The sequence below is a fragment of the Cochleicola gelatinilyticus genome (genome assembly GCF_001637325.1).
Classification (GTDB): Bacteria; Bacteroidota; Bacteroidia; order Flavobacteriales; family Flavobacteriaceae; genus Cochleicola; species Cochleicola gelatinilyticus.
Genome location: NZ_LRXL01000001.1, coordinates 82,725 through 109,049, shown reverse-complemented (window position 1 = coordinate 109,049; position 26,325 = coordinate 82,725). Strand labels below are relative to the sequence as shown.

General features: G+C 37.8%; 22 protein-coding genes and 1 other RNA gene. 14 read left to right on the top strand and 9 right to left on the bottom strand.

The window, feature by feature from the left end; genetic code table 11:
- The first annotated feature begins 12 nt into the window (after nucleotides 1-12).
- The 6 genes from ULVI_RS15750 to ULVI_RS00455 all read left to right on the top strand — a co-directional run bounded on the left by ULVI_RS15750 (nucleotide 13) and on the right by ULVI_RS00455 (nucleotide 7,449).
- The gene (locus tag ULVI_RS15750) at nucleotides 13-2,169 is read left to right on the top strand and encodes an AAA family ATPase (protein WP_197463457.1); all 2,157 of its coding nucleotides are present in this window, start codon (nucleotides 13-15) and stop codon (nucleotides 2,167-2,169) included.
- The gene (locus ULVI_RS00475) at nucleotides 2,162-3,487 is read left to right on the top strand and encodes a 5-methylcytosine restriction system specificity protein McrC (protein ID WP_068588238.1); all 1,326 of its coding nucleotides are present in this window, start codon (nucleotides 2,162-2,164) and stop codon (nucleotides 3,485-3,487) included. The genes ULVI_RS15750 and ULVI_RS00475 overlap by 8 nt, the downstream gene beginning before the upstream one ends.
- 148 nt (nucleotides 3,488-3,635) lie before the next feature.
- Nucleotides 3,636-4,418, top strand: coding sequence for an Fpg/Nei family DNA glycosylase (locus tag ULVI_RS00470; RefSeq protein WP_068588234.1), 783 nt, complete (start codon nucleotides 3,636-3,638; stop codon nucleotides 4,416-4,418).
- 61 nt (nucleotides 4,419-4,479) lie between these two features.
- Nucleotides 4,480-5,310 carry an EcsC family protein gene (locus tag ULVI_RS00465; RefSeq protein WP_068588232.1) on the top strand — a complete coding sequence of 277 codons (831 nt, stop codon included), beginning with the start codon at nucleotides 4,480-4,482 and terminating at the stop codon, nucleotides 5,308-5,310.
- A gap of 24 nt (nucleotides 5,311-5,334) precedes the next feature.
- The gene (locus tag ULVI_RS00460; RefSeq protein WP_082830741.1) at nucleotides 5,335-5,613 is read left to right on the top strand and encodes a DUF2188 domain-containing protein; all 279 of its coding nucleotides are present in this window, start codon (nucleotides 5,335-5,337) and stop codon (nucleotides 5,611-5,613) included.
- 123 nt (nucleotides 5,614-5,736) lie between these two features.
- Nucleotides 5,737-7,449 (top strand): FAD/NAD(P)-binding protein, encoded by a 1,713-nt coding sequence (locus ULVI_RS00455; RefSeq protein ID WP_068588228.1) that lies wholly within the window; start codon nucleotides 5,737-5,739, stop codon nucleotides 7,447-7,449.
- On the opposite strand, the gene ULVI_RS00450 is transcribed toward ULVI_RS00455, so the two are convergent.
- Entirely contained in the window at nucleotides 7,436-7,840 is a 405-nt protein-coding gene (locus ULVI_RS00450) for a hypothetical protein (RefSeq protein ID WP_068588225.1), read from the bottom strand. The two genes, ULVI_RS00455 and ULVI_RS00450, sit on opposite strands and share 14 nt — an antisense overlap.
- A 246-nt stretch (nucleotides 7,841-8,086) precedes the next feature.
- Between ULVI_RS00450 and ULVI_RS00445 the strand changes: the two genes are divergently transcribed.
- Nucleotides 8,087-8,926 carry a formate/nitrite transporter family protein gene (locus tag ULVI_RS00445; RefSeq protein ID WP_068588222.1) on the top strand — a complete coding sequence of 280 codons (840 nt, stop codon included), beginning with the start codon at nucleotides 8,087-8,089 and terminating at the stop codon, nucleotides 8,924-8,926.
- 65 nt (nucleotides 8,927-8,991) lie between these two features.
- Here ULVI_RS00445 and ULVI_RS00440 read toward each other — a convergent pair whose 3' ends face one another.
- Entirely contained in the window at nucleotides 8,992-9,339 is a 348-nt protein-coding gene (locus tag ULVI_RS00440) for a VOC family protein (protein WP_068588219.1), read from the bottom strand.
- Between the two features lie 253 nt (nucleotides 9,340-9,592).
- Between ULVI_RS00440 and ULVI_RS00435 the strand changes: the two genes are divergently transcribed.
- Genes ULVI_RS00435 through ULVI_RS00425 form a run of 3 tightly spaced genes read left to right on the top strand, consistent with a single transcriptional unit; the run spans nucleotide 9,593 to nucleotide 12,842 of the window.
- Complete coding sequence (locus ULVI_RS00435) at nucleotides 9,593-10,054, top strand: (2Fe-2S)-binding protein (RefSeq protein WP_068588216.1); 462 nt, start codon at nucleotides 9,593-9,595, stop codon at nucleotides 10,052-10,054.
- A gap of 1 nt (nucleotide 10,055) precedes the next feature.
- The gene (locus ULVI_RS00430; protein ID WP_197463456.1) at nucleotides 10,056-12,215 is read left to right on the top strand and encodes a xanthine dehydrogenase family protein molybdopterin-binding subunit; all 2,160 of its coding nucleotides are present in this window, start codon (nucleotides 10,056-10,058) and stop codon (nucleotides 12,213-12,215) included.
- A 27-nt stretch (nucleotides 12,216-12,242) separates the two neighbouring features.
- A complete protein-coding gene (locus tag ULVI_RS00425; RefSeq protein WP_068588213.1) occupies nucleotides 12,243-12,842 on the top strand; it encodes a hypothetical protein in 600 nt (199 codons plus the stop codon).
- A 39-nt stretch (nucleotides 12,843-12,881) separates the two neighbouring features.
- On the opposite strand, the gene ULVI_RS00420 is transcribed toward ULVI_RS00425, so the two are convergent.
- Entirely contained in the window at nucleotides 12,882-13,478 is a 597-nt protein-coding gene (locus tag ULVI_RS00420) for a nucleotidyltransferase family protein (RefSeq protein ID WP_082830740.1), read from the bottom strand.
- The gene (locus ULVI_RS00415; protein ID WP_068588211.1) at nucleotides 13,475-14,497 is read right to left on the bottom strand and encodes an XdhC family protein; all 1,023 of its coding nucleotides are present in this window, start codon (nucleotides 14,495-14,497) and stop codon (nucleotides 13,475-13,477) included. Before ULVI_RS00415 ends, ULVI_RS00420 begins: the two co-directional genes overlap by 4 nt.
- 492 nt (nucleotides 14,498-14,989) lie before the next feature.
- Between ULVI_RS00415 and ULVI_RS15360 the strand changes: the two genes are divergently transcribed.
- Entirely contained in the window at nucleotides 14,990-15,148 is a 159-nt protein-coding gene (locus ULVI_RS15360) for a hypothetical protein (protein ID WP_157632532.1), read from the top strand.
- 266 nt (nucleotides 15,149-15,414) lie between these two features.
- Here ULVI_RS15360 and ULVI_RS00410 read toward each other — a convergent pair whose 3' ends face one another.
- Both ULVI_RS00410 and ULVI_RS00405 read right to left on the bottom strand, forming a co-directional pair.
- The gene (locus ULVI_RS00410; RefSeq protein ID WP_068588323.1) at nucleotides 15,415-17,910 is read right to left on the bottom strand and encodes an ABC transporter permease; all 2,496 of its coding nucleotides are present in this window, start codon (nucleotides 17,908-17,910) and stop codon (nucleotides 15,415-15,417) included.
- A gap of 47 nt (nucleotides 17,911-17,957) precedes the next feature.
- Entirely contained in the window at nucleotides 17,958-18,647 is a 690-nt protein-coding gene (locus ULVI_RS00405; protein ID WP_068588208.1) for an ABC transporter ATP-binding protein, read from the bottom strand.
- A gap of 24 nt (nucleotides 18,648-18,671) precedes the next feature.
- Between ULVI_RS00405 and ULVI_RS00400 the strand changes: the two genes are divergently transcribed.
- Nucleotides 18,672-19,418 (top strand): arylesterase, encoded by a 747-nt coding sequence (locus tag ULVI_RS00400; protein ID WP_068588205.1) that lies wholly within the window; start codon nucleotides 18,672-18,674, stop codon nucleotides 19,416-19,418.
- A 404-nt stretch (nucleotides 19,419-19,822) separates the two neighbouring features.
- Here ULVI_RS00400 and ULVI_RS00395 read toward each other — a convergent pair whose 3' ends face one another.
- Nucleotides 19,823-20,293, bottom strand: a complete 471-nt coding sequence (locus ULVI_RS00395; RefSeq protein ID WP_157632531.1) for a hypothetical protein — start codon at nucleotides 20,291-20,293, stop codon at nucleotides 19,823-19,825.
- A gap of 369 nt (nucleotides 20,294-20,662) precedes the next feature.
- Nucleotides 20,663-21,062, bottom strand: a transfer-messenger RNA (tmRNA) gene (gene ssrA / locus ULVI_RS00385).
- A 229-nt stretch (nucleotides 21,063-21,291) separates the two neighbouring features.
- On the opposite strand from ssrA, the gene ULVI_RS00380 reads away from it, so the two are divergent.
- Together ULVI_RS00380 and ULVI_RS00375 are read left to right on the top strand one after the other, a co-directional pair.
- Nucleotides 21,292-22,503 carry an NAD(P)-dependent oxidoreductase gene (locus ULVI_RS00380; RefSeq protein WP_068588320.1) on the top strand — a complete coding sequence of 404 codons (1,212 nt, stop codon included), beginning with the start codon at nucleotides 21,292-21,294 and terminating at the stop codon, nucleotides 22,501-22,503.
- Between the two features lie 269 nt (nucleotides 22,504-22,772).
- The gene (locus tag ULVI_RS00375) at nucleotides 22,773-23,369 is read left to right on the top strand and encodes a hypothetical protein (protein ID WP_068588195.1); all 597 of its coding nucleotides are present in this window, start codon (nucleotides 22,773-22,775) and stop codon (nucleotides 23,367-23,369) included.
- A 500-nt stretch (nucleotides 23,370-23,869) separates the two neighbouring features.
- On the opposite strand, the gene ULVI_RS00370 is transcribed toward ULVI_RS00375, so the two are convergent.
- Nucleotides 23,870-26,107, bottom strand: a complete 2,238-nt coding sequence (locus ULVI_RS00370) for an ATP-binding protein (RefSeq protein ID WP_068588192.1) — start codon at nucleotides 26,105-26,107, stop codon at nucleotides 23,870-23,872.
- Between the last annotated feature and the right edge of the window lie 218 nt (nucleotides 26,108-26,325).

Here is a 26,325-nt window from a genome sequence, read left to right as displayed (position 1 = left end):
TATTTAAAAAAAATGAATAAATATCTAGAGAGTTTAAATTTCATAAACGATATATCCTTGTCTATTCAAGATGTAACAACTGAGGCCGAAGCGCAAAGTGGCTATAAGATAGTTGTTGTAACTTATGATTATAAAGGAAAATCATACACAACAAAGAAACTTTATTACCGTAATATTATTAAACAGGAATCAGTAAGCAATCCGGTGCTAATAATGAGGCATTATGGCAAACCTGTGTTTTGGTTAGATATAGAAAAACACAATTGGCCTCACGGAACAGGAGCAGAAATTGAGCAAACCGTCATTGATGATATGATTGAAATAGACGAGGATGATTTTAGAAAATTTCTCCTTTCTATAGCAAATAACAATAAATCTGGTCACTTACAAATTGTTACAAGAGAAGGAAAAACACAACAGTATGGTTATAACCTTGAAAATAACAATCATTGGCATGATATCATTCTATTATTACAAAAGATCATTAAAAATGGTGGGAATATGCCACCTAAAGAGGCTTTTATTAACCTTGTTTTTAATTGGGGGAACAAAGAACCAAGAGAACGTGTGAAATTAGATCACACTTATAAATTTATCAAAGACTTCGCGAAGAGCGTTAGAAAATATTTACCTAAATTTCAAGAAATGGAATTAATTAATATACTCAAATACAAAAAGCAAATAATTTTACAGGGGCCACCTGGTACAGGTAAAACGTTTAGCGCTAAAAAAATTGCAGAGATATTAACAGGATTAAAGAAATCAATTAATAATCTTAGCGAAAGCAAAATAAAAAGCCACATTAAGGCAGGAATGAAATTAGCGAATGCTTCAGGTAAAAAAGATTTTTATACGGTTGTTGATATTGATGAAAAAGGGGTTTGGTTACAATCTGATACAAGCCGAGCGTGGGATGCATCTTATGTTAATATCATAAAAAAATATAATGAGCTAAGAGCAGGTCAAAAGCCAGCTAATGTAAATGGTAAAAATCCTTATGAGATTGCTGTAGCACAATACCTGTTTAAAAGTCATTCAAATATAGTTTTAGATTCAACTAACAATCAAGTGGAATTGATTCAATTTCATCCTTCCTATACTTATGAGGACTTTGTAAGAGGCATAACGGTTAAAAATGGGGATGGACAAATAGAATATATAACAGAAAATAAAATACTAGTTGCATTTGCAAATAAAGCTTTAAGAAATTATAGAGATTTTAATAAAGGAACAGAAGAATTATCGCAAGAAAAATGGACTAGAGAAAAATTTCAAGAATTTGTTGATGAGATTCAAGATAAAATCGAGAAGGATGGTAAATATGATTTAAATAGGCATGTATTTATTTTTGAAGTTGGTGAGGATAGTTTTAGGTATACTGGATCTGCGTGGAACAGCAGTACCAATGGTCATAGTATGAAATTTGAAGACTTAATAATTGCATATTTAAATGACTTAGGTTCTAGAAAAGCAATTAATAACTCTCGATTAGTTTCGGGTAGTGCAAGACAACATGCAACTTATTACTATTATGTGCTAAATAGATTTTTAAAATTTCTATCTAACAAAGATGCTAAGAAAATTAACACTCAAAAAGTTGAATTAAAGAATTTCGTTTTAATAATTGACGAAATTAATAGAGCAAATCTTTCTTCTGTTCTTGGTGAGTTAGTGTATGCACTAGAATATAGAGGGGAAGGGGTAGAAAGTATGTATGAACTTGATGGAGCACGATCTATTGTGTTACCTCCAAATTTATTCATTATTGGCACAATGAACACAGCTGATAGGAGTGTTGGGCATATTGATTATGCAATAAGAAGACGTTTTGCTTTTGTAGATGTATTGCCTAAAGTAACGGTAATTAAAAATGAGCAAGCGATAAGGTTATTTAAAGACGTTGCTGCATTGTTCGTTAAAACTGATGATAATGGTGAGTTAAAAAATGCGGGTCATTTAGCTCCAGATTTTGATTATAAAGATGTGCAATTAGGGCATAGTTATTTCTTGTTACAAGCCGATGGTGATAACTCTACAGAAATGGATCGGAAAGACGAATTACAGTTACGTTTAGATTATGAGATCAAGCCAATTTTAAGGGAGTATTTAAAAGATGGTATTTTGTTAGAGAGTGCTAGTGCCATAATAGAAGATTTACGGATTGTCTAATTTAATTATTCCATTACAAGAACATTTAGGGTATAACTCGAAAGAGGAGGTGCCCGAAATTTTCACGCCATATTTTAAACGGGATTATTATAGAAAATCCTTCAAGAAAACGCATCGCAAAAAATCAAAAAAAGAGTCTTGTTTTACGATAATAAAGGGTGAAGAAACGGATGATTACTATGTTGAAACTGGATATTATATAGGCGTAGATTGGGTTGTTAAAAATGAAGTTGCGGCGCACATAGTTCCTAAATTAAATGACATTGAGCAAATAGATTATTTGAAAATGCTCTTTTCTTCTATTGAGCACCCAGAAGTGGTTGATCACATTACAGACCTTTTTGAAATAAAGTGGGATCAACCCAAAATAGAAATTACGCAGCAGCAAGACTTATTAACACCATTTTTAATTATTGAGTTTTTAGGAGTTTTAAAAAAGATTGTAAAAAAAGGACTCAAAAAATCATATTACAATGTTGAGCGTAACCTTTATGGAAGAGTAAAAGGAAAAATATTAGTTTCAAAAACTATAAAACACAATGTATCCAAAAATGAAAATCTAAAAGTGTTTTGTAGTTATGAAGAATTTGGAGCAAACACAAAAGAAAACCGTTTTCTAAAAAAGGTGTTTGAGTTTTCTAAAAAGTTCCTGCCTACTTACGGTAAGCTAACCGATACAAAAGGATTACAAGATTTGTTTCATTTCATAAATCCAGCTTTTGACGAAGTTTCTAGTAATACAACCGCTCGCGAGTTACGTCAATTTAAAAGTAATAGTTTTTTTAAGGAATATGACGAGGCGGTCAGGCTAGGAAAATTAATTTTAGAACGTTTCGCATATAATATTTCAAACACTTCTCAAACAACAATTTCAACACCACCTTTTTGGATAGATATGAGTAAACTTTTTGAGTTTTACGTGTTAGGTAAATTGAAAGATTCTTTTAAACAGGATGTAAAATTTCAGTATAAATACTTCGGGAATGAGCTTGATTTTATATTAAAGTCTACAGATTTGAATATGGTTATAGATGCTAAGTATAAACCTAAATATAAGGATAGCAGAGACAATAAAGATATGCGTCAAGTAAGTGGTTATGCACGATTAAAAAACGTATATGAATATTTACATGGAGAGACAGAGGGTGTTTATGACAAGATTATAGATGTATTAATCATATATCCTAATCAAGAAGCGGAAGATGAAATTAAAATTGATAAAATAAAGGAGGATCCTATCAAGGACTATATTCACTCTTATAGGTTGGGTGTAAAGTTACCTGTTATTACTAAAAATGGAGAAGAAACTATCAGCTGAAGCACTCATAGAGTTTTTGCCAACCGACCTCAACAAACGCCCAAAACCACAAAGCAGATGGTATAATTAGAGATGATATTAATTATGATTAACATTTAGGTTTTTTAGGATAACTTGTGTAAATTAATAAAAGTTCACAAAATTCACCATGCCAGAACTCCCGGAAGTACACGGATACCAGCAATACATTAACAAAACCTGCCTGCATCATACCATTGTTGAGATGGATGTGCGGGATGACCGACTTATAAAAAAGCCGCTGAAAGAATTTAAAGAGGTGCTGTTAGGAGAACAATGGACAAGCACTGAACGCATCGGGAAATACTTGTTTATTCACGTGAGTACGGGAAAGATCGTAGTAGTGCATTTTGGAATGACGGGGAGACCCAATTATTATCATGAGTCTATAGAGCGCCCAAGATTCGGACATATTGAAATCACCTTCGATAACGGCTACAAAATTGCTTTCGAAAATAAACGAAAATTTGGTTGGTGGGACATCACAGATTCCGTAGAAACGTATCGCAAAGAACATAAACTTAATAGGGATGCCCGCGAGCTTACCTTTGAGCAATTTCTAGACGTTGCCGCACACCGAAAAACAGCGATCAAAAATGTACTCATGGATCAGAGTGTTACCACGGGAGTTGGGAACTGGATCGCAGACGATGTACTGTATCAAGCCAGAATCCATCCGCTGAAAAAAGCCAATACCTTAACCAGGACGGAACTCAAAACCATTTACGACAAATTGCAGCACGTGATCGAAGTCGCGATCGATCTGGAGGCGCAATACAAAAAGTTTCCCGAGTATTTTCTAATTCATAATCGCAAGGGAAGAGACTATTGCTATCATACGGGCGACGAATTGGAGAAGATAAAAGTGGGTGGAAGAACTACCTATGTGAGTCCAGAATGGCAAAAGTTGTAATTTTGAAGTAAACCAGATTTTAAGGTGTTGTAAAAAGAACGTTTGAAGCAATTAAATACCTATGAACAACCTAGCAAAAACAATTTCTTTAGAAGATGAGATCCTTTTAATTAAAGCTAAACAGGACATGCATACGGTGAGTTATATAATGAAGGGTTTTAATTTTATAGGCGGTAAAATAGAAGATGGTGTGGAACTGCTTCCGGAGAAAATTCAGACCTTTATTTTCAAGCAAACCACCTCCATATTGGAACAAGTGGTCAAAGTAAATCTAAAAACCATGAAAAGCGGAAAGCCGTATAAAAAACCTTCCAAAGTGGTGTATAAAACGCTGGTAACTACCACAGGAGCTGCCAGTGGATTTCTAGGGGTAGGCACTCCTATCGTCGGGCAGACAGCATTTGCAGCAGATTTGGCTTTAACTACAAAATTTATTATGCGTTCTATTATGGACATTGCCAGAGGCAAAGGAGAAGAGCTACATACGCTGGAGGCTCAGTTTCAATGCCTGCAAGTACTGGCGTTAGGAGGGAGCGGAAAAGATGATGATGGTGCAGATACGTCTTATTACGCTTCCAGAATTGCCATTCAGTCGGGTGTTAATAAAGCAAGTGAGATAGGGCTTCAAGGGTTGGTAAAAACGTTATCTTCCAGTTCTAATCCGCTGTATCAATCCTTCTCTGTGATTGTTGCTCGTTTCAGTGGTAAAGTTTCAGAAAAAGTGGCAGCACAATTAATACCTGTCGTGGGAGGACTCACGGGAGGTGCTATCAACTATACCTTTATAACTCACTTTCAGAAAATGGCTGAAGCGCATTTCACGATTCGTATGCTCGAACGGAAATACGGAATAGATTTTATACAGGAGAAATACAATACGATCGCAATTTAATTTCAACAAAGCTAAAAACGTTACATGGCGAACAAAACCCCCAACTGGTTCAACGCAATCCGAGACATCATCGAGGTCATTCTAAAAAACCTAAACAAACGTCCAAGAACTTGGCACCAACATGTGGTACCGTATAAAGACGATTGGGCAGTACGCCGGGAAGGGAACAAACGAATCACTTCGAAACACAGAAAACAAGCTACTGCCATTAATAAAGCTAAGACCATCGCAAGAAAATACAAGTCCGATGTGATTATTCATCGCGCCGACGGAACCATACGCGAGCGAATTAACTACGATTAAAAAAATGACATGGGTGTACCTTCTCTTTAGTCGCACTTAGAAGCAAACCATAAAATACCGTTAATAATAAATAAGGAATGGTTCGTTTTAGACGAAAAAAACGAACTTTACTCAAAAATATCTATGACCCTTGCCGTTGTCGGATTTGGACCTAGAGGATTAGCCTGCCTTGAAAATTTTTTACTGGAGCTTTCATTAAAAGAAATTACAGCAGAGGTCACTATAAAGATTTTTGAACCGGCCTCCGAACTAGGAACCGGAAAAGCATGGGAACTCGACCAACCCTTTACCAATTACATTAATATTTCAGATCACGCGCTGCAAAACCTACAAGGGCGAGAGAAAATAGTATGGCGAGAACTTACCCTTCCGTCGTTTCCATCGTATGCAAAATGGTGCAGAGATAAAGATGAGGCTACACAAAGCGATGGCGATAAAGACCTCTATCCCGAACGTTCACAAATGGGAACTTATTTAAACCAACGAGCCAAAAGCATCTGCGAAGTGCTTCAGAAAAAACAATTGCTTCAGGTATATAAAGAGCGCGTTACACATCTATTGTATGCGAATAGATCTGTTGTGCTTACCACATTAAATACTACGCACACGGTGAACGAATGCTTGCTTACCTTGGGGCATCTTCCTAATACCCATAGTGATGAAACTAAAAAATTTATAGCACATTCAAAAAACACCGAAGCAATCTATATTCACGATCCGTACGATGCAGTGATCGCTCGAGATGATCTTTCAGAAACAACCGTCGCCATTAAAGGTTTCGGACTCTCAATGATCGATATTACAAGACAATTAACCAATTATAAGTTTGGTACGTTTGTAGAAAGTGAAGAAGAACCGCTCTTACAATTTATTTCTGAAAAAGGATGCGTACAAAAAATTGTGCCCTATAGTCTCGACGGACTTCCATGCATGCCTAAACCCTACGGAAGAAAAGTAGATCAGCAATTTGAACCCTCGATAGAACAGGAAAACAATTTTACACTCGCTCTTAGAAATGCCCTAGCGGAACCAGATTGTCTAGAAAATGCAGATTTTTTACTCAATGCCTTTTCTGAAATAGCAGCACAAATTTTTAGTAGAAACCATACAGGGGCTATTTCCAAAGCTGAGGTTCCTTCGCTTATTATACAATGGTTAAAGGATCCTGAAACCTCGCATGCACTTATCTTAGACATCAAATTACCACTCAAGGAGTATTTGTTGCAAAGCATTCACATGGCGTACGGAACCGTCGCTAGTTCCCTCGATTTTACAATAGGTCAAGTATGGCGTCACTTGCAACCCGCGATGTATAGAGTTTTTGCGTTTAGTGGGTTGCCAGGAGCTATTATTAAAGAGATCGTTGACATCGACGAACGCACTAAACGGTATTCGTACGGACCGCCTGTTGAAAGTATGCTGCAATTGGTAGCGTTAGTAGATGCAGGTATTTTAGAGCTGCGTTTTGCAAAAGATCCGGAAGTAGAAATGATTAAAGAAGGATGGAAATTCACAAAAGACGATAATGAGGTTGCAGCTAAAATGCTATGTAATTCTGTAATGGAAGCACCCATTTTAAGGAAGCTAGACAGTACACTTATTACCAGTTTACAAGAACAACAGCTTGTTCAAGAAGTATATAAAGATCTTGGCATTAAAACACGACCCGATGGTACGTTGATTTCAAAAAAAGAGAATGCCACGAGAATACCAATCGCGGTGGTAGGTAGAATCGCTAAAGGAAGTGTATTGGGCGTAGATGCCGTATTAGAATGTTTTAGTCCCGAAACGCATGACTGGGCGAGGGGCGTAGTTAACAATCTTAGACGTTCTTAACCTTCGAAATGGTAAAAAACACCCAGGCAAAGAACAGTCCGAATATAAAATCATTCACGCCGTAAATAGTGTAAAATATACCAGCAAAGAGATCTTGATCATAAACGGCACGAAGCGCGTCTGTAGAAAACCAGCGTATATAAACAATGACGTAAAGTAATTTTTCGATCATAAAAACGGCGATAAGCCACGGTACCGCTTCATAGTTTTTTCGTACTGCAATGTAAGCCAACCCCCACAGTACAATAGAGATTAAACCAAAATATCCCATCACGTCGGGTTGGGCATTCATCATTATTTCATTGGTGAAAAATTTCGAAAAAATAAGAACCCCAAGAATATTGCTTAGTCCGGCAAATAGAAATCCTTTCGAGATGGTAGTTGGTTTCATGAGTGGTGTTTGCAGTACAAGATAGGGGAGTTAATCGTACCTAGACCTATTTTAATCTAAAAAATAATAAACGCACAAATACATGAATCGGATTTTTTTTCTGAAAAAGTAAGGTCAATTTATTAGGAATGCACCTTCATTAATTTTTTGCGGTATCTTTAATTTTTTTAAATGGGATAATTCGGAAGAATGTATGCAAACTGAATTACAGCTTTTAATTTAACATCCATTTTTTCTGAAACCTATATGCAAGACAAAGAACAGCAACAACTCGATACGAACATCAAACTAGCCACTTCCGAAGAAGACAGTGCGAAGTCGCATGACGAAATACTCGGCGATCAAATTTCAGACGGGGAACTAACTTTCAAAAAAACGTCTATTAGTTTATGGCTCAGTTCGTTTTCGGCAGGGCTCGAGATAGGCTTTTCCTTCTTACTCATCGCTGTATTGCACACCTTTCTACAAGATAAACTTTCCGAAGACACTATTTTTAAACTCATGGCATTTCTGTATCCAGTAGGATTTATCATGATCATTGGGGGGAAATCGATTTTATTTACTGAAAAAACTTCTTTACTGTTATTACCCGTCCTTAATAAAAAGAGGCGCATTGACAAATTATTAAAAACGTGGGCTCTTGTGATCTTCGGAAACCTAGTAGGTGGTTGGATCATGGCAGCAGTGATCGTGTGGCTGGGACCGCGACTTGGCATTATCGAAGGGAGCACTTTTGAAGCAATTGCCCATCACGTCACCGCAAACGATGGATGGACCATTTTTGTAAGTGCCATTCTAGCAGGGTGGTTAATGGGAATTTTATCATGGTTGTTAACCGCAGCAAAAGAATCGATAAGTCGAATTTTTCTAGTGTATCTCATCACTGGTGTGCTCGCGTTTGTTGGCTTGCACCACAGTATCGTGGGGAATGTCGAAGTATTTGCTGGACTGCTTAGTTCTTCAAAAATCACTTGGGGTATGTATCTGTCTTTTCAGGGAATCGCGCTGCTGGGAAATGCCGTAGGAGGTACGGTTTTCGTGGCGTTATTAAAATACAGTGCGTTTGTAAAAAATGTAAAAGTGTAACCAAAGCATACCAAGAAAAGCTTCCGTTAGTTTTCACACTACCCTAATAAAAGACTTTCTTTCTATTACCGTCCTTGGCTATTTTCAGAAAAAGTGATCCGGTTATTTTCGGGATCGTAGATAGTGATTGTTTTTGCGATCTCAGATTCTGTTTGTTTTTCAGTAGGAATGTTTTTAGAATCGAGGTGTTTTTTAATTGTTTCAATCGCTTCCACCAGTATGGTTACAGAAGAACTTCCCGCCCGTGTCTTGTCTTCCACCAATTGCAAAACACCACCTTCTTTAAAATCCCACTCGTGAAGAATGTCCATTGGGTGATAATCGGATTTTCGATCAAAAAGCATTTCATACCAGTTTAGTGCTTTTTCGATGTCTGCCGTCATTATTCCTGCGTACACATTTTTACAGTCCATAATTTAAGTTTTATTTTTTTCTGAATTTCATGGCGGCTCATTTTCAATAAAGATATAAAATGAAAGAATTCGTAGTAAAGAAAATGTAAAATAGATACATCTGAAGGGACATAACAATCGTGAAGCTTTAAAGTTTTTCTGAAACCTTAGAATAGACAAACGCGCTAAATAGTTTCAGAAACAATAATCCTTTACTTAATTGTATTAAAACCTCTATAAATTACGTATTTTTAAAAGACTAAAAAAGTAGAATATGGTTAGTTATACTCTGAAAGTGAACGGAAAAGAACGGCAGATCTCGGCCGATGAAGATACGCCGTTGTTGTGGATATTAAGGGATGAACTTAATTTGGTAGGGACTAAATTTGGCTGCGGAATTGGGCAGTGCGGTGCTTGTACGGTACACATAAACGGACAAGCCAATAGAAGTTGCCTTCTTAAAGCAGCAGCCCTCGAAGGAATGGAGATCACCACGATTGAAGGATTAGCAACCGACGACACCTTACACCCTGTTCAAGAAGCTTGGAAAGAACACGACGTGCCGCAATGTGGCTATTGTCAAGCAGGACAAATCATGACCGCCGCTTCGTTTCTAGCCGAAAACCCGGCACCTTCGGGAGATGAAATACGACAGGCAATGCACGGTAATATTTGCCGTTGTGCCGCCTATAACCGAATTGAGAAAGCAGTCGCAACCGCAGCAAAAAACGGATAAGATGATAGAAGAAAGAAAAAAGTTTACGTTTAGTCGTCGTGGTTTTATTCGCACCTCGGCACTTGCAGGAGGAGGCATCCTGTTAGGAGTTAATTTTCTAAATGCATGCAAAGAATCTGCACAACCCCCAGTAAATATCGCCAACCTTAATTTTAAAGAGTTCAATGCTTTTATAAAAATAGCCGAAAACGGATATGTTACAATTTTCTCTCCTAATCCAGAGATCGGTCAAGGTGTAAAAACGTCCATGCCCATGCTTATTGCTGAAGAATTAGACGTACCGTGGGAGCATGTCACTGTAGAACAAGCTGGCTTAGATACCGAAAATTTTACCCGTCAAGTAGCAGGTGGGAGTCAGTCGATTCGTCACGGCTGGGAACCATTACGACAAACTGGTGCCATTGCAAAACAAATGCTTATTCAAGCCGCCGCCGCACGATGGGAAGTAGAACCCTATACGTGCACTGCGTCTAATGGTGTTATTACCAATCAGGCAGGCAAACAACTGGGGTATGGGGACGTGGTAAATGATGCTGCATTACTGCCCGTTCCAGAGAATGCTGTGCTAAAAGACCCAAAAGATTTTAAGATCATCGGGAAAGATGCTATTAATGTGGACGTTCATAAGATTGTGACTGGGCAACCTTTGTACGGACTCGACTACACGGCACCCGGAATGAAATATGCTTCGGTATTGCGACCTCCTGCGTTCGGACAAACATTAAAAAGTTTTGATGCTTCGGAAGCAAAAAAAGTAGGAGGCGTAATCGACGTGTTGAAGTTCGGCGATAAAGTAGCAGTAATTGCCAACAATACCTGGGCAGCAATGAAAGGAAAACACAAACTCACTGCCCAATGGAACGATACGACTTTAGAAAGTACGGAAGACCATGATGCGAAACTAAATGCCATTCTCAATGGATCTAAGTTTGAGGTGCGACGGGAAGATGGTAATGTGAACAGCGCCTTTTCTGAAGCAGATTCGGTGATTGAGCGAACCTACGAATCTCCTTTTTTACCCCACAATTGCATGGAACCCATGAATTTTTATGCCAACGTAACGGCAGAAAGAATTCATTTAGTAGGTCCTATACAAACCCCGGCAGGAACCGCAAAAAGAATTGCTCATGTTCTAGAACGGGATGAAAAAGAGATCGACCTAGAAATGACCCGCATGGGTGGTGGTTTCGGAAGAAGACTCTACGGAGATTTTGCAGAAGAAGCAGCGCTCATATCTAATGGTGCGAAGCTCCCCATAAAAGTGGTTTTTTCCAGAGAAGATGATATGGCAGCAGGCACCTACCGTCCCGCTATTAAATACCGTATTAAAGCGGCTTTAAAAGATGGAAAAGTTACCGCATATCATTTAAAGGAAGCAGCAATTAATAGCAATATGTACGGATTAATCCCCCATTTTTTTCCGGCGGGGGCGATTAAAAATTACAAGGTAGAAACTGGAAATTACCAGAGCAACATTACCACGGGAGCTTGGCGTGCGCCGTACACTAATTTCTTAGCGTTTGCAGAACAGAGTTTCTTCGATGAAATTGCCAAAGAACTTGCCATAGACCCTGTAAAACTACGAATGGATCTGCTCGATAATGTAAACGACGGTGAAGACGAGCGCATCGAATATTCTGCGGCACGCATGAAAGAAACCATTAAACTCGCTGCCGAAAAAGGAAATTGGGGAAAAGCAGCCGAAAACGTATATCAAGGTTTTGCGGCTTACTACAGTCATAATACGCATGTCGCTGAGGTGGTAGACATCACGTTACAAAATGGATTTCCGAAGGTCGAAAAAGTAACCGTTGCGGTCGACTGCGGAATTGTCGTGAATCCTACGGGAGCTATCAATCAGGTGGAAGGTGGTGTGATCGATGGCATTGGTCATGCGATGTACGGAAATTTTGCTTTCGATAACGGAAAGCCAAAAGCTACCAACTTTGATGCCTACCGATTGATACGAATGAATGAAACTCCGAAGGTGGAAACCTATTTTGTAGAAAACAATCTGTCTCCTACAGGGTTGGGTGAACCGGGATTACCCCCAGCAGGAGGTGCCCTTGCAAATGCCATTACCGCAGCTACGGGCAAACGAATGCTAACACAACCATTTATTGAACATTTTAATACGGATACAAGGGAAGTGAGAGGATAATTTCTCCTAGACAAAAAAAACATAATTATGGATCGATCTTATTTAGTATTCTTTATTCCTGTTTTGTTGGTCGCTACTGCATGGATGAGTTTTAATGGCAATGCTGGCGAATATGTTCCAGTTACCGAAATGAACACACAGGACACCGATGCGTATCACACCATGATGAGCGTTATTTCGCATCCACGCTGTGTTAACTGTCACCCCAACGATAATATTCCCAAAAGAGGGATGGAAGGTACGCCGCATCCTTTTGGAAGGGACGGAGAAACCAGTGACTTGTCTTTCGATGTTTTGCTATGTGCTTCGTGCCATAAAGAAGAGAATGACGATTTCGCTGGACAACCGGGAGCGCCCCATTGGGATCTCGCTCCAAGATCCATGGCGTGGGAAGGATTAAGCAAAGCTGAAATAGCCGCTTCGATGCTGAACCCTAAAAATAACGGTAACCGAAGTCATGAGGATATCTTAAAACACCTCACCGAAGACGAACTGGTTTTATGGGCTTTCGAACCTGGATTGCACCCCGACGGAACGCCACGAGAGAAACCTCCAGTGTCGGAAGATGATTTTATTGCCGCCGTAAAAATATGGTTTGCCAATGGTGCCGTGATTCCACAAGAATAAGTGATTTGGTAAAATTTTTACGAGACCGAAAGTTGCCTCTTATTGAAGGCTTCGGATGATGCTCTCATAGGTTTCGAGAGTGTCAATATCGATTAAAGCTTCAGAAGGAAGGGAAATTAATTTTTTAGTTTCAGTGCCATTCAGAAGGTGTTTTGCGCCTTGATCTCCAGTCATGGTTTGTAAGTTTCCGAAGTAATGCTTTGGAAATAATGCGGGTACACCAACATTGTTTGCGTAGGAAGTTGCTATAATATTTCGGGGATGTTTCAGATGGAGGTCGATATAGTTTTGAATGTATTCTGAAGTAATAAACGGTTGATCTCCCAACAGAAATAAAATCGCTTCAATTCCCAGATGATTTTCAGAAATAAAAGAGACTGCTTTTTGAATGCTGCTGCTGAGCCCTGTAGCATGATTGGGATTGGTGATAAATGTTACTTTGTAGTGTTGGTGTGTTTTTTTAACTTCTGAAGCATTTGCACCTACGACACAATAAATCGTTTCAATTTTGGTGTGAGTAGCATTTTTTAGTACCGTTCCCAATAACGTGTCGTTCTGAAAAGGAAGGAGTTGTTTTGGGATTCCCATTCGCGCTGAGGCTCCAGCTGCAAGTATAACGATGGCGAGCGATTTCAAGAAATAAAGGGTTTAGAGAAAGAAGAAGTTTTGGTTGTTTTTTGGGTACGTGTTACTTGTAAAATTTCAGAAATAATAGAAACTGCAATTTCTTGTGGCGTTACCGCACCAATGTGAATTCCGGCGGGGCTATACAAACGTTCAAAAAAGGACGCATCCCATTCCGAATCATGCTCTAAAAGGTCACTTTCTAACCGTGCTTTTCGTTTTTTTGAACCTAATACACCCACATAAGAAAGACTGTACGCTTTCAGTTTTAATAGATACTTTAGATCCTGTGCATAATTGTGGGTCATAATTAAAACCGAAGTATAGGGATCGATAAAGTCGAAATTGACTGTTTCTGGAGTTTCGGCCAAAACGTTCTTGGCAGTTGGAAAATGCTGTGCCGACTTAGGATTTTTAAGGGAAGAGATGATCGAGACATCCCAACCAAGCAATGCGGCATTGGTACACACGGGTCCAGTATCGTGTTCTGCGCCAATGATAACCAATTGGTGTGCTGGAGAGATTGTTTGTTTAAAGTAAGTGAATGTTGAGGTTTCTGAATGCTTTAATGTATTGATCGCTATTGGAGTTTGTTCGGATTTTAGAAAAAAAGTAGAATGATAGTTTCCTGTTATGGAAGTACCTTCTTTATAAACCGATTTTACTACAATGGGATTTCTTTGATCTATTTGAGCAAGTATGCTGGTTGCGTCTTTTTCTGAAGGCATAAAAGGTTCAATAAGAATGTATAAAAATCCTTCGCAGCCCAGTCTGTAACGTCCGTCGTATGAGATCACTTTAGAAACTCCGGTTTTAAAAACAGTTTGAGCACTTTCAACGATGTCTTTTTCGACACAACCGCCACTTAGTGCGCCACACATTGAATGATCTTCGGCAATGAGCATGCGTACACCGGGCTTCCTATACGAAGATCCTTCAAGCCCCACCAAAGAGGCCATCACTATTTTGAGCCCACGATCCCGTGAGGATTGAAAAAATTGAATGTTTTGTTTTAACTCGAATGCTTGCATATAAAAGCGCCTTCTTACAAACGTGTGTGGTTGAAATACTAAAAATAATGGAAATGTTTTAGTGGAGGCCCGTAAGTTGTGTTTTTCTAAAAAATTTAAAAAGTAGCAGTGTGGATTTCTTTTATCAAAAACAGAAAGTTTTATCTTAAAACGTAAATGGGTGCAGGACCTTTGGCTTGATAAATTTAATAAATATCAATGAACACGGTTGCGATCGTAGGTTGTAGCTTCAGAGGGCTGGTAAGAATTGAGTTTTTAATGGAGTCGTTAACAGCAAAGCGAATAATACCAGATTGCAAGCTTCTCGTGATCGAGTCGGAAACTTGCCCAGGGGCAGGACAGGTGTTGAATTGAGATCAGGTAGATACAAATTGGTTGAATATTTCCGCAGGACACTTCAAACGTTAGATGGAAGACCCACTTTAGACGGACTTCCTATAGTACCCAAATCTTTAGGGAAAGAAGTGGACCGGTATTTTGAACCCTTCCGAAGTGCAAAAAGAACATGTTATTCAAGAGATAAAGGCGGCACTTTCTGAAGCGGAGAATCAAACTGATCTAGATTTTTACGGGATGTATTTTCAGAAATTACTTCGGAAATTTGTCAGAAGCATCCAGATACAACCGGGGATGTTACCCTTTCAGAAATAAGAGAAATTGATAGTGGATTGTTAATTCATCTCAAAGAAGATGATCTGTTGCAGTTGGTCACGTCTGAACATGGTGTGAGCACGCACCTCGGCAGAAACTGTATTGGAAGCGTTATTGGGGTGGATGCAATTTTAGAATGTTTTGGTGTAAGAGTGCGGAATTGTGCCAAGGCAATAACGACCCGGCTTGTTTCTAATGAGAAACAGTAAAATTTTTTCTTCTGAAAATGGTTTAGAATAGTGGAAATAATTTCCAAAATATTAAGTCTAACCTTCTCTCCTTAAAACCTCTAAAGGCGAACTCCGCAAAACCGATTGAATATTACTCAAACCAATAGCGACCACCAACAGTGTAATTCCAAGTAAAAAAACGATAAACGGAATTAATGAGGGAACAAAGGGCTCCTTAAACACAAATAACGCTAAGCATAGGCTACTTACTAAAGCAAGTACAATTCCAACTAAACTGCCTAGCAAACCTAAAAAGACATATTCTAATGCAGCTATGCGTAAAATCTGTTTATTTTGGGCTCCGAGAGTTCGTAATAAAACACTTTCTTTTATTCGTTGATATTTGCTAGTTCTAACCGAACCAATAAGTACAATAATTCCGGTAAGAATACTAAAGAAAGCCATGAAATTAATTACCCAGGAAACCTGATCGAGAATATCTTCAACCAGCGTATAGACTTGTTGCAGATCGATGATTGTTACATTCGGAAATTGAGCAACCAGATCCCGTTGTAAAGAAGCAGAACTTTCCTCATTGGGGACATAGGTTGTAAACACATTAAACTGTGGCGCTTGCTCCAAAACGCCTTCAGGAAATACAACGCTGAAATTTAGTTGCATTTGTGCCCAGTCTACCTGACGAATACTCCCGACAATAGTTTCCATTAAAACCCCTTGTACATTAAAAACAACAGGATCACCCACTCCTAAATTAGCATCTTCGGCAAGGTTATCTGAAATAGAAATAATTACAGGATCGCCTTCTTTTATTTTTGGAGTCCAGTTGCCTTCTAGTAATTTTTCTGAAGGCATCAACGTATCGCGATAGGTGGTTCTAAATTCATGGTTTAAAATCCAACCACGTATTTGGCGGGTGGTATCTTGGCGCAATTCATTTACCGGCATTCCGTTAATACTGTGCATTCGCATGGTTACCAAAGGAGTGCGACTAAGTACCGGCAAGCCTTTTGCGGTAATGCTTTCGGTTACCGAATCCCGCTGTTTGGGTTGAATATCGAGAATAATGATATTGGCATTTTCAGTAGCATTTTCAATCTCTGTTTTTGCCAGCAGAATGTCTTTGGTAAAGTATAGTGTGCTAATTAAAAATGTTCCCAGCCCTATGGCCACTACTAACACAACAGTTTGATTATTTGGTCTGAAAAGATTCAGCAGACTTTGGCGAGCGGTAAAACTCCATTGTTTAGGGAAAAAGCGTTTTACGGTTCTAATAAAAAATAATGCTACCGCTGCTAATACAGCAAAAGTGAGTACAGTTCCGCCCACAAATGCCAGCGCAAACAAGGCATCTTTAATAAGCCAGAAGGAGAACAAAAACAGGAACACTAAAATAGCACCAAATACCATCAACCGAATTTTCCTCGGTTCCTGAGACGAATTTTCATCCACCCGCAGTACATCTAAAGGCGATACATACCAAGTTCTCAATAAAGGCAGTAGCGCAAATAAAACAGACATAAACAGCCCTAGTAGAACTCCGATAATAAGGGGTTGTGCTGTAATCGTAATCTCTAGAGTAAAAGGAAGAAATTCTTTTAGCAAATACGGAAATAACTCTTGAATTCCGATTCCTATAAGTGATCCTACGAGCCCCCCGGCGATTCCGATTCCGGCTATTTGAATGAGGAAAATTAAAAAGCTCTGGCGTCTCGATGCACCCATACACTTTAAAATAGCAATTGCTTTTAGTTTTTCTTTGATGTAAATATGTACCGAACTGGCGATACCAATACATCCTAATAGCAACGCAATAAACGCCGCAAGGTTTAGAAATTTGCCTACGTTATCGTAACGTCTTCCTAAACGTTCGGTGGTGCTGGTATGTGTGTCTAAGTCTGCATTTTCAAGATCCAGTTTGGGTTCGAGCTGGTCTTGTAATTGTTTCAGATTTACCGTATCCTGAACTTTATAAAAGTATTGGTATTCTTTCCGGCTTCCAAATTGCAACAAATCTGTCGCGGCAATAAACCGATAGGGGATGATCACTGGAGGCGCCACAGAAGTTGAAATGGCAGAGCTTCCCGGTATCGATTGCAATGCTCCCGCAATTGGAATGGTTAGTTCGCCAATTTTTATAGAATCGCCCGGCGTTACATCGAACTGAAGCATAAGCGTGGCATCGACCAAAGCACCACCTGCTTTTTGATAGGTTGTAGCTACTGCAGCGGGTTGGGTTTCAATGCTTCCGTAGAAAGGAAAATCACCTTCAAGTCCGCGTACTTTTACTAGCTTGGTGCCGCCATTTTTGGGAAAGGCAACCATCGAGACAAAATTAACCTCGTAGGCAGCCGGTTGTAACGAATCGATGATTCCCTGCGCACGTTCCGTAGGTATTTGTTTCGAATCGATAATAAAATCTGCGCCCATCAGTGTTTTCGACTGGCTTTGTATATTATCTTTTAAGTTCGTACTAAAGAGTTGGATAGAAACAACAGCTGCAATACCTAGAATAATCGAAGCCATAAATAGCAACAAACGTACTTTACTGGCTTTAGCATCACGCCATGCCATTTTGAAAAGCCAAAGGATTCGCAGGTTATTATTAGATTTTAAGTTATTCAAAATGCAGCAGTAGGTTGATTGGTTACTATTTTTCCGCCCTTGAGTTTCAATATTTGCTGGGTGCGATTAGCTAATTCTAGATCGTGGGTAATGATTACCAAAGTAGTTCCGTTTTCTTTATTCAGATCTAATAATAACTGAATCACTTTCTCACCTGTTTCAGCGTCGAGATTTCCCGTGGGCTCATCTGCGAATAAGATCGAAGGTGCGTTTGCAAAAGCTCTAGCCAAGGCTACGCGTTGCTGCTCTCCACCAGATAATTGCGACGGATAATGATGAACACGGTCTGCAAGGCCAACTTTCTCTAATAAATTTTTACTTTTTTGAATAGCGTCTTTTGCACCTTGCAATTCTAAAGGCACGCTTACATTTTCAAGCGCGGTAAGGGTAGGTAATAACTGAAAATTCTGAAAAATAAAACCTACCTCTTCATTTCTTAATTGTGCTCGTTGGTCTTCATTTAAGGTTTTTAGATCCTGTCCACATAATACTACCGATCCGGCACTTGGCGCATCTAATCCGGCGCATAAGCCAAGCAGGGTGGTCTTTCCACTTCCTGAAGGTCCTACAATAGAAAAGGTCTGTCCTTTTTCAACCTCGAAAGAGATGTCGCGTAAAACCGTTAATTGCTTGTTACCGCTGGAATATGTCTTTTCCAAACCGGTAATCTTTAATATCTTTGACATGATCTTAATTTAAAATACCTCTGTATGTTCAAAGCGTATAATAACCATTTTCAACCTAATTTACCACTGTCATTCGGACTGAAACTCATAAAGTTTAGTTATTTTTTTATAGCGTTGTTTCTGCTCTCTTGTGGCGAGACTAAAAATGAAAAGGCGATTGAAACGGAAGAACTACCAGAACACACTGAAACTTCTTCAGCCACTAATACAGCAACCAATACAATTTTGTTCTTTGGTGATAGTATCACTGCCGGCTATGGATTAGACGATAGTAACGATGCTTATCCGGGAGTTGTGCAACAAAAGATAGATTCGTTAGACATGGACTATACGGTGATTAATTCTGGCGTGAGCGGAGAAACATCGGCCGGTGGTAGTAGTCGTATCGATTGGGTAATAAAACAAAAGGTAGATATTTTTGTATTAGAACTTGGTGCCAACGACGGACTTCGAGGCGTAGCATTATCTGAAACACGTGCAAATCTTCAAGAGATTATCGACGTTGTAAAAGAGAAAAGTCCAGAAACTAAGATCATTTTGGCAGGAATGCAATTGCCCCCAAACATGGGGCAGGAGTACACCAACGAATTCAAACAACTGTATGTAGATCTGGCAGAAAAAAACAACATAGCTTTAATTCCATTCATTCTAAAAGATGTGGGTGGTGTTGCGGCATTAAATCAAGCCGATGGCATTCATCCCACTATAGAAGGACATAGCATTGTAGCCAACACGGTGTGGGAGACGTTAAAGCCTTTGCTGAAGAGTTGAGGTACATAAAATTGTACGTTACTTAATTTCTTTTAATCGCCTATAAATAAAGGTAATGCTTCTTTAAAATACAATATATCGTCAAATGAAAGAAGTAATCATCCATCAAGCAGATGGCACCATCAGGGAGCATATTAAGGATGTGTAAGGGTTGAAGATAAGATTCAACACGCTAAAAAACACAACAAAGCATCTCACAGCCGGATACTCACGATCTACTTGCGGTTTACGGAGGGTCAACTTGCGGTCAACACCCTTACAGCACATAACCATATGTCAGAAAAATTACACCCTGTTATGGTTGATGGTAAAACCCTATAAAATAATCCACCTAAAAATATAAGAAACAAACTGAATGAAGACCAAATAGCATTAAAAAAAAAAGCAAGCAATGACCATCGCAGTTATAACTCCTCCTTCATCTTTTGGAGGGCTTTTTTTTGTGAACGCGAAAGCTTTAACTTATTCCTTTTATCAAGAGCATAATCTATAAAAAAAGCCCTTGCTTTTTCATTAATAAGCACTTCTTCCGTAAATTGGTGTTCTATGGCAACCTTTACCAAAGAGGCGAAGTACATAAACTTGCCATAATAATACTTATCAGAATCAAAAAGATCCCAAATTTGTTTTTCACCTTTAATGTTATATTTTTTATTTCCCTTAACCCATTCTGCAATAAAGGGTCTCATATAAAAAGTGCCTTCGTCATAAGGGCATTCTTCTACACCTAACCAGTAATTACTGGCTTTTAAAACTACACCTTCAGCATCGTTATATGATTGTTGGGTTGTCAATTTGTATTCCTCACCGGTAGCTTCATCTATAATAAATCCATTGTCTTTAAAAACTTGAGCATGTATAGTGAGTGTGCTCAATAATAAAAGTAAAAAAATAGGGCATTTTAGATACATAGTAGTATGGTTTTAGTCGATAAAAATAGCATTAATTTTAAAGACCGCTATAATATCTTAAAAAAGTATGAATATACTGCGTTTACTCAAGGCCTATCCAGTAACTCCTAAACAATGGTATAATAAAAAAGCCCTCCATCGCTCAGCAAAAAAAACTGAGCTTCAGAGGGCAAAAGTGGAGCAGGAGGGATTACAAAAAAGTAACCCCTACTGTTCTAGTCCTGCAATTACAACTGCCTGTCTTTGCAAGCCAAGTGTCTAAAAACAAAAAATCTCAATCAAGCGAGCTTGTTGAGATTTTATAGTTTTCATCCACAACGTAGTTGTGAGTGATCGTGGAGCCGGAGGGATTCGAACCCTCGTCCAAACAAGCAATGTTACTGCTTTCTACATGTGTAGTTTTCATTTAGATTTTCGTGAACTTGCCGGTCGAAAACTACCAACGCATTCCTTAACTTCAATTTGAGTTTCGCAAGTGTATCAAAGTCCTACACAAGCTAGGTTTACTTTTACGAAGCCACTAGATCAAAAACCGTAAACCAAGGTGTTTGAGTGACTTCCTGCATGCCCGTCTTACGGGCCGAGGCATATCTTACTATAATTCAGATTATGCTGCTAGGGCGTAGTTATTCTCGCCGTTTAAAAAGTGTGAAAAATGAGATTTACGAGCTGTTTCCCAGCGCTCGACATGCTTACAATACCATTAGACCCGCTGTCAAAACCAGTCGGCCCCATCTGGAAATAAATTCCAACATTTCAAATAACAAATTCCAAAATAGTAAAATACGAGGTGTACTAAAACTACGTTGGGCGTGTCCCTAAATCGGGTCGGGCTTTTGTCGCTACACGGTAGCGTACGCAATCCCTCACGCAGAATTCCTCAATAAATAAGGAGCACAAAGATACATTAAATACATATCTTTGTTACACTATTAACACTACAATAAGTATTCCATATGGCTATCACCTTCGCATTGAGTAAAGAACGTAAAAATCCACCTGACAGACGTGTCGTTTTTTCACCCGAAAAATGCAAAGAAGTCATGACAACCTTCCCCGAAGCTACAATAATTGCAGAAGCTTCAGAAATACGCATTTTTCCCGATGCCGCGTATACAAAGGCTGGAGTGCAGGTGCAAGATAATGTTTCAGAAGCAGATGTGATCTTAGGTGTAAAAGAAGTTCCTGTAGATGCGTTGCTTCCGAAGAAAAAATATTTCTTTTTCAGTCATACTATTAAAGAACAACCCTACAACAGAAAACTTTTAAAAGCCATTCTCGACAAAAAGATCGAATTATACGATCACGAAACCATTGTAAATGAAAACAATGGCCGCCTTATCGGATTTGGACGCTATGCAGGATTAGTGGGTGCTTATAACGGTTTTAGAGCCTTAGGAATGCGAGATGGTTTATTTCAACTTCCCAAGGTAGAATCCCTTGCCGATCTCAATGCTGTAAAAGAAGAGTTAGATAAAATTACACTACCTAAGCAACTTCGAATCATTTTGTCTGGAACCGGAAAAGTAGCAAAAGGTGCTAAAGAAATTCTCGATTATTTAAAAATTAGAGAGGTGAGCGATGCCGACTATCTTACAAAATCGTTTCAAGAAGCGGTGTATTGCTGTATCGATGTAATGGAATACAACAAGCGAAGCGATGGAAAACCGGGCGATAAGTATGCTTTTTATAACGATCCTTCCGGGTACGAAAGTGATTTTATGAAGTACGCCAAAGTAAGCACCATGTTCATCGCCGGACATTTTTACGGGAACGGTGCTCCGTATTTATTTACCAGAGAAGATGCAAGGCATCCAGACTTTTCTATTAATTTGGTAGCAGACATTTCCTGCGACATCGACGGACCAGTAGCAAGTACGTTAGAAGCGTCAACAATTGCAAATCCGTTTTATGGTTACGACCCCCAAAATGAGAGTGTGGTTGCCTATAATACCCAAGGTGCAATTACGGTTATGGCGGTAGATAACCTGCCGTGTGAGCTTCCTAAAGATGCTAGCGAAGGATTTGGTGATATGTTTATGAAACACGTAATCCCTGCATTTTTTAATAACGATGCCGATGGTATTTTAGAACGCGCTAGAATGACCACTCATGACGGTGCTCTTACCGAACGGTTTAGTTATTTACAAGACTATGTGGATGGGGAAAATTAAATATGATAAGTCTGTAGTGCAGCGTTTCCTGAAAAGTGATAAAGTTTCTTGTAGATCTTTCACACAATAATTGATTGAAGGAATATGTATTTAATCGATTTTTTAAGTCTAAAAACGTTTAGGGAGTGATTTGTTGTAGGTGTTTTCTTTACAATTTTGTGTCTTATACAGATTATTATTGCTTTTTAACGAATTTTTTAAGATTTTTCTCATATTAATTGTGAACATATTGTATTAAGTGTTAAAATTGTAAAGCCAAATAGTCACTTATGAAAAACTTAGCCTCTCTCACATTTCTTCTATTAATTGGATACTCCAGCTATTCTCAAGTTGGAATTAACACCACAAGACCAACTAGCACGTTAGATGTAGCAGGAACCATTCGGGTACGTGGAGTAAAGTCTGATGCTCTATTAAATCCAGTTCAAGCCACAAAAATTGTGGGAATGGATGAACTTGGTAATTTTGTAGAAGTGGAAATTGATGAAAATGTAATATTAGAAAATAACAGATTACGCGCAGTTGATAAAGTAATGGAAATAGGTAATGCCCCAGGATTAAATTTGCCAATCCTTAGTGATCTTAACCTTGTGCTATTACCAGGAGAGCCTAATAATACCAAGAACGTGATGCGAATGAACAGCATTTTTGGAAACATGTTCTTAACCGGAATTATGCCAGGACAAGATGGACAAAAAATATGGTTATATCCTAATAGTGGTGATCTTACTATTGTACCTAATAGCTTATTATCTTTATTTGGTAACAGAATCGAAGGAAATGGAACCATTATTGTAAAACAATTCGAAATGATTCAGTTAATGTACGATGCTGCTCGCGGTAAGTGGATCCCTATGAAATATTAAAGCATAGCCAATAATATCTGTAATGGTTATAAAAAAAGCACTGTAATTATTTACAGTGCTTTTTTATGTAGCCGTTCTTTGTATTACAATTGTAACTTTTAAGATTGTTATATTGCCTGACAAGTGCTTAAATCTTCAGCACCTAATTAATATTCTATGAGATTTTTAGAACAAAACTTATTACTCTTAACCGTAACAGCTATTAAATAGTGTTTTGCACTTCTTAAACAATCCCAATCGATCGGATAGCAAGTTCCTTGAATGGTTCTGTAAAATCTAATGTAAAGGAAAATACAGCGCTGTAATTTAGATGAAGTAAGGAAAGTTAGTAGTAAGAAAATGGTGTCTTAATGCCAGGTATTTGAAATAATTTCACGTTATAAGTAAGAACGTTACACATTATCTTTATTTAGAAACCAGAATTCTAGAACTTAACGCAAAGATCAAAATTTTAGAGTAGTTGTGTGAACTAAAAAAAGATCTTAAAAACACTTTTTTAATTATATAGTAACAACAATTTCCTGTTCCTTGAAAACATGACTAGAGATTGTAGTAATGAATTCTTGATTATCATATGGTTTTATAATAGTGTCGTCTAATAAGTTGAACGCATCATCTTCTGTCATTTTTTCTAGTTCGACTGCAGTAAGTGCAATAATGGGTAATGCTGGCTGAAACGCTTTAATATGAGCGGTGGCTTCAAAGCCATTCATTTCTGGCATATTAATATCCATGAGAATTAAATCAAGCTTTTCTTTTTTAGCAACTTCAATCCCCTCTTTACCGCTACCAGCTACAATAACATTAGTACCATACAATTCAAGGGTTCTTTTCGTAACAATCTGATTAATTTTGTTGTCATCAACCACTAGAATAGTAAGTCCTTGAAATTTTTTAGAGATATCTATTTTATTTTCCTTTTTAATGGTGCGGATGGGAGTTGCAGCTTCATAATTAATTTTAAAGGAAACCGTAGTCCCCTTATTCACCTCACTTTTTAAATGAATATCGGTATTGTGTAACTCTAATAATTTTTTAACAATAGGAAGTCCTAGGCCACTACCTTGATAATTGCTGTTAGTATAAGATTGTGAAAATTCATTAAAAATATGTTCCTGTTTCTCTTTAGAAATTCCAATACCGGTATCGGTAATGGTAAATGCTAAACAAGTTTCTAAAGGAATACTAGAAACATTTTTTACTGTAATGGAGACTGTTCCATTATTTGTAAATTTGGAAGCGTTTCCAATTAAGTTAATGAGAATTTGAGAGAGTTTTAGGTCATCTCCTAAGAGATTCGTTGGTACAGCATCGTCAATTGTGATAATGTATTTATTTGGATGCTCCTTATTAATAAATTGAGATGACTTAACTACATTCTCGACAAGTAGTCTTAAATTAAATTCATGCTTAAACAATTCATTTTTTTTTGTTGCATCAATTTTAGTTAACTGTAATACGTTATTGACTAATGAAAGGAGATAATTTGCGGAAAACTTTAATGAGCGAATACTATCTTGGTGGTGTTCCAACTTCTTATCATTCAATAAAAGTGAAGAAATCCCAATAATACCATACATAGGGGTGCGAAGTTCGTGTGTAATGTTTGAGAACAATATGTTTTTTGCTTTAGCATACTCTTCACTCTTTTCTTTTGCCTTAAGATATTGTTTGTTTTTATCGATAAGGCTTACCACTAATTTTTTTCTCTTTAGGTAGGATATATAAATAATGATAGAAAACATAAGAAGAATTCCGCTAGCAATTTTTATCCATTGAATGGTAGTTTCTTTTTTAGCCGTTTGCTTATTATATATATTTTGAAGTGTTTTTGCTTTTAATTCTTGTTTGTATTGATTGAGCTTATATTGTGCAGTAACAGACTCAATTGCTTCAATTTTATCTGTTTTATATTTTTCAATTTTTAAGGTATCTATTTTTTGAGAAAGCAAATAGGCAGCTTTATAATCACCTAACATGGATAACGATTGTGCATAGAATTCATACCCATCGATAAGTGGATCTGTGTAGCCGGTTAATTCTGCTAGCTCAATACCTTCTTTTAGATCTATAATGGCAATAGCTGGATTTTTTTTTAAAAAGTGTAGTTTTCCATTATTAATTTTAGCAACGGCTTTATAGACGTTGTTCATAGAATCATTGAGGAATTTATTAGTTTCATTTACATAATATTCTGCCTTTGATATATCTTTTTGTCCAAGACTGATTTCAGCTATATTATAATTTAAAATAAATAATCGCGTGTTAGAACCAATTTTCTTTGCTAAGGGTATAGCTTCTTTATACAAGCGGATAGCATAATCACCTTTTTCTTGAGAACCATAAAAATTTCCTAGATCGATACGAGCTGTTAACATACTAGAAGAGTCTTTAAGTTGCTCAGCTTCTAAAATAGCATCAGAAAACACCTTTTTTGCTTCAATAGTGTCTTTAATTTGCAAATAGGAGTTTCCAATAAGACTAGAAAGCGCAGAAATAGACGCCGTATCTTTTATCTCTCGAGCTAATTTTCGGGTTTTGTTTCCAGTTTCTATAACAATATCAAAATTGTTTTTATAAAACTGATTTCTTGTATATCGCACTAAAGAGTCGACGAGATCTATTTTAATTTTTAGTGCTGTAGCGTGTGGAATATCTTTTTGACCATCCGATGAGGTCTGACAATAGGACGTGCCAAAAAATAGCATCGCTAGGATAAGAGGGGCAATTAATTTCAAGTAGGTTATTTTAGGGGGTATAAATATAGTTAAATAAAACTTAAAATCGTATAGCTTGTATGTAATTTGTTGGTTTTGAATAAGGTATTTTGGTAAAACTTTAGTCTTTAGACTACATGCAAACGGGTGACAATGTAAAGTATATTACTGTGTAGAGCTATAAAATAACTTTTATAGAATGAATAGATTGAAAAATTGTTATGCTACTAAACGAAAAT